Raw genomic sequence first — 3,554 nt, forward strand, 5'->3', positions numbered from 1 at the left:
CGGCGCACTGCTGCGAGGAGGTGCTGAAGGTGGTGGCCGAGATATCCAACGGGAAGGCCCTCGAGGCGCTGCCGGGCCAGCTGGCGACCACCGCCGAGAGCGCCCGCGCGGCGCTCGGTTTCAGCCGCACCTACCTGGCCGATGCGCACGAGCGGCGCGGCCGGCTGGCCGAGGCGAAGTCCGAGCGGCGGCGCGCGGCCGCGGTGCTGCCGAAGGCGAGCGAGCGCAGCCCGCTCGCGTCGCTGCACATGGTGATCTATGCGCGCTCGCGGCTCGGCGACCTGGAGGGTGCGCGCCAGACCGCGTCGATCTTCCTGCGGCGCGTGCGCCAGCTGCCGCGCGCGCCGCGCTGGATGGCGCAGGTGTGGCTGACGATGGGCGTGTACTACCAGCACGCCGGCAAGCCGGGGCGGGCCGCGGCGCGCTTCGAGCGGGCGATCCGTGCGATGCGCAGCATCCACCACGACGGCGAGCTGCCGAACACGATGCAGATGCTGGCCAATGCGCATGCAGCGAACGGCCGGCATGCCGAGGCGCTGCGCTGGCTGCGCCAGGCGCATGCGGCGCGGCGCCACACGCAGCCCGAGCAGGAGCGGCTGCACTACCGCATGGCCGCGCTGGAGCGCGATGCCGAGGAGCGCCGGCTGGAGCGCGAGACCGCGATGCTGCATGCGCAGCGGCTGGCGGTGGTGGGCCGGCTGATGGCGCAGATCTACCACTCGCTGGGGGCGCCGCTGGTGGCGGCGCGGCAGGCGCTGTCGCTGTGCATCACGCAGGCCGACCACCTGAAGCCGGCCGAGCTGTCGGCGGCCATGCGCGGCGTGGTCGCGCACATCGACGAGGCGACGGCGCTGACGCGCCAGCTGCGCATGTTCTCGTACCGCGCGGCGCCGCAGGCGATGGTGCTCGACCTGCCGCTCGCGCTGCAGGAGGCCTGGAACGGCATGGCGATCGGCCGCTCGGGGCCGCGCGAGCCGCTGGTGCTGCGTGGCGTCGCGCCGCCGCAGGTGCGCGGCGACGCGCAGCGGCTGGCGGTGCTGCTGCGGATCCTGCTGATCGAGATCGAGCGCCTGGGCGGTGCGCAGGCGCCGCAGGTGCTGCTGTCGATGAACGGCTCGGCGGTGYGGGTGCTGTTCGCGTCGCCGGCGCGCGAGGCCGATGCGTCGGCGGTGGGCGGTGTCGGCTTCACGCTGTGCGAGGAGATCGCGCGCGAGATGCAGGGCGGGCTGTGGCGCATGGATGCGCCGGCGGGGGAGCTGCGGGTGGCGCTGGAGTTGCCGGCGGAGCGGTAAGCACCATCCTCTCTTATGCTGTATTTGCTATATATATCTTGGGTAAATCTTACGAAGCTTGTATTTTTCACTGCATAGCTTCAGAATCATCCCAAGTATTTATATAGCAAATACAGCACATGAACAGCCTTCACGCACTCGGCCGAGAAGTCGCCCTGCTGCGTCAGCGCCAGGGGCTGACGCAAAAGCAGCTGGCGCAACTGAGCGGGTTGGGGCAATCCACGCTGGCCCGCTTCGAGACCGGTGGCGTTGCCGAGTTCGGCTCGCGCAAGCTGCTGCGCCTGCTCGAGGTGCTCGGGCACGAGCTGAGCTTCAGTCCGGCGAATCGCCACTTCACGCTCGACGATGCGCTGGCCGAGCGGCAGCAGCAGGCATCGGCTGCAAGCACGCCACGCCGTGATGCCTCATGAAGCTGCACATCCACGTCCACGACCGCCCCGTGGCCACGCTGGAATCCCCCGACGGGTTCAAGCACGTGATGGCCTACCACCCGGACGCCGCCCCGGAGCAGTTCGTCTCGCTGCTGATGCCGGTGCGCACCGAGTCCTATGCCTACCCCGAACTGCATCCGCTGTTCCGGATGAACCTGCCTGAAGGTTTCCTGCTCTCGATCCTGCAGGAGCAACTGGGGCCCCATGTGGGCGCATCGCCGCTGAACCTGCTCTCCGTCGTCGGACGCAATGCGATCGGCCGGGTCAAGGCCGCGGCGCCGGGCGCCGATCCCAGCCAGCCGCCCGTTCCCTTCGACCTGGCGGGCATCCTCCGCGGCGACAACTCGGAGGAAGCCTTCGTCGAACTCGTGCGACGCCATGCCGCCTCGGGCGTCTCGGGTGTCGTGCCCAAGTTCCTCTCGCCCGATCCGCTGGGTGAGCACCGCAAGGGAACGCTGACCACCGAGCGGCACATCATCAAGGGCACGACGGCTCGCCTGCCGGGCGTTGCGCTCAACGAACACCTGTGCATGGAGGTCTCGCGCCAGGCCGGCTTCCCGACCGCCGCCACGGAAGTCTCCGACGACGGGCAGGCGCTGGTCGTGCATCGCTTCGACATCGAAGCAGACGGCACGACCCGCAAAGGCATGGAAGACCTGTGCAGCCTGCTGTTGCTGCGGCCCGAGCAGAAATACGAATCCACCTGGGAGCGTGTCGTCGGGCGCATCAAGAACGTCGTGCCGCAAGCGGCGCGGCAGAACGAAGCGCTCTCGCGGCTGGCCGACATGCTGCTGCTGACCTATGCGCTGCGCAACGCCGATTGCCACACGAAGAACATCGCCCTGCTCTACGGCGATCGCGATGACATCTCGCTGGCACCTGTCTACGACATGCTGACCACCACGGTCTACGACGATTACCGGAACAACCCGCCGGGGATGCCGGTCGACCGGCGCAGCGCCTGGACGCCGGGCAAGGTGCTGGAGCGCTTCCTGCAGACACGCTGCAACGTCATGCCGGCACAGACGCTCCAGCGGGTCGAGCGCATCTGCGAAAGCATCGTCCAGGTCACGCCGCAGGTCATCGGCGCAGCCCGCCGGCACGCTCACTTCCAGGAAACGGGCAAGCGCATGCTGCACGCCTGGAACGACGGCATGAACAGCCTGCGTCTGCAGAAGAGCTGGAGCCTGCCGTCGCTCGGACCTGCGATCGCGGCCGCCCGGTTCTCCGCCGTCCGGCCGGCGGCGCCCGCCAAGCCCGAGAAGATCGGCCGCTCGGCGCTGCTCGGCAAGCGTTGATCCCGCTGCGTCGTTCAGCGACTGAGGCTCCGATAGATCGCCATCACGTTCTGCACATACGCCTGCGTCTCCGGGTACGGCGGGATCTCCCGCCCGTACTTCATCACCGCGCCCTCGCCGGCGTTGTATGCCGCGACCGCCAGTTCCGGCTGGCCCTCGAACATGTTCAGCAGCAGGCGCAGGTAGCGCGTGCCGGTGCGCAGGTTGGCCTCGGGCTCGAACAGGTTGCGCTCGGCATCGGCCAGGCCCATGCGCGACGCGGTCGCCGGCATCACCTGCATCAGGCCGATCGCGCCCTTCGGCGACACCGCGTTCGGATTGAAGCGCGACTCCACGTGCACGATCGCGCGCAGCAGGTTCACATCGGTGCCGAAGGAGCGCGCCACCGCCGCGATGATCGGGTCGTACGCGGTGATCCGCTCGGCCGACGGCACGCCCGCCGAGATCGCCACCGCCGACGGCGGCAACAGCATCAGGCTGCCGCCGCGGCGCTGCACCTCGGCGGCCAACGCCGCATCGGACAGCCCGAGGAT

Annotated in this window: 4 protein-coding genes; 3 read left to right on the forward strand and 1 reads right to left on the reverse strand. The window is 69.4% G+C overall.

What is annotated here, in order from left to right; all coding sequences use genetic code 11:
• The 3 genes from AC1D01_RS25420 to AC1D01_RS25430 all read left to right on the forward strand — a co-directional run.
• On the forward strand, positions 1-1,292 hold a 1,292-nt coding region (locus AC1D01_RS25420; RefSeq protein ID WP_477871305.1), incomplete at its 5' end, for a tetratricopeptide repeat protein.
• A gap of 119 nt (positions 1,293-1,411) precedes the next feature.
• Complete coding sequence (locus tag AC1D01_RS25425; protein ID WP_477871307.1) at positions 1,412-1,702, forward strand: helix-turn-helix domain-containing protein; 291 nt, start codon at positions 1,412-1,414, stop codon at positions 1,700-1,702.
• Complete coding sequence (locus tag AC1D01_RS25430) at positions 1,699-3,021, forward strand: type II toxin-antitoxin system HipA family toxin (protein WP_477871309.1); 1,323 nt, start codon at positions 1,699-1,701, stop codon at positions 3,019-3,021. The genes AC1D01_RS25425 and AC1D01_RS25430 overlap by 4 nt, the downstream gene beginning before the upstream one ends.
• Positions 3,022-3,035: 14 nt before the next feature.
• Here AC1D01_RS25430 and AC1D01_RS25435 read toward each other — a convergent pair.
• The coding region (locus tag AC1D01_RS25435; protein ID WP_477871311.1) for a lytic transglycosylase domain-containing protein at positions 3,036-3,554 on the reverse strand (519 nt) is incomplete at its 5' end.

The sequence above is a fragment of the Rhizobacter sp. P3_B12 genome (genome assembly GCF_056402895.1).

Bases quoted from the DNA above. Each gene is read 5' to 3' on its own strand.
- AC1D01_RS25425 (WP_477871307.1), top strand. From the start codon at position 1,412: ATGAACAGCCTTCACGCACTCGGCCGAGAAGTCGCCCTGCTGCGTCAG.
- AC1D01_RS25430 (WP_477871309.1), top strand. From the start codon at position 1,699: ATGAAGCTGCACATCCACGTCCACGACCGCCCCGTGGCCACGCTGGAA.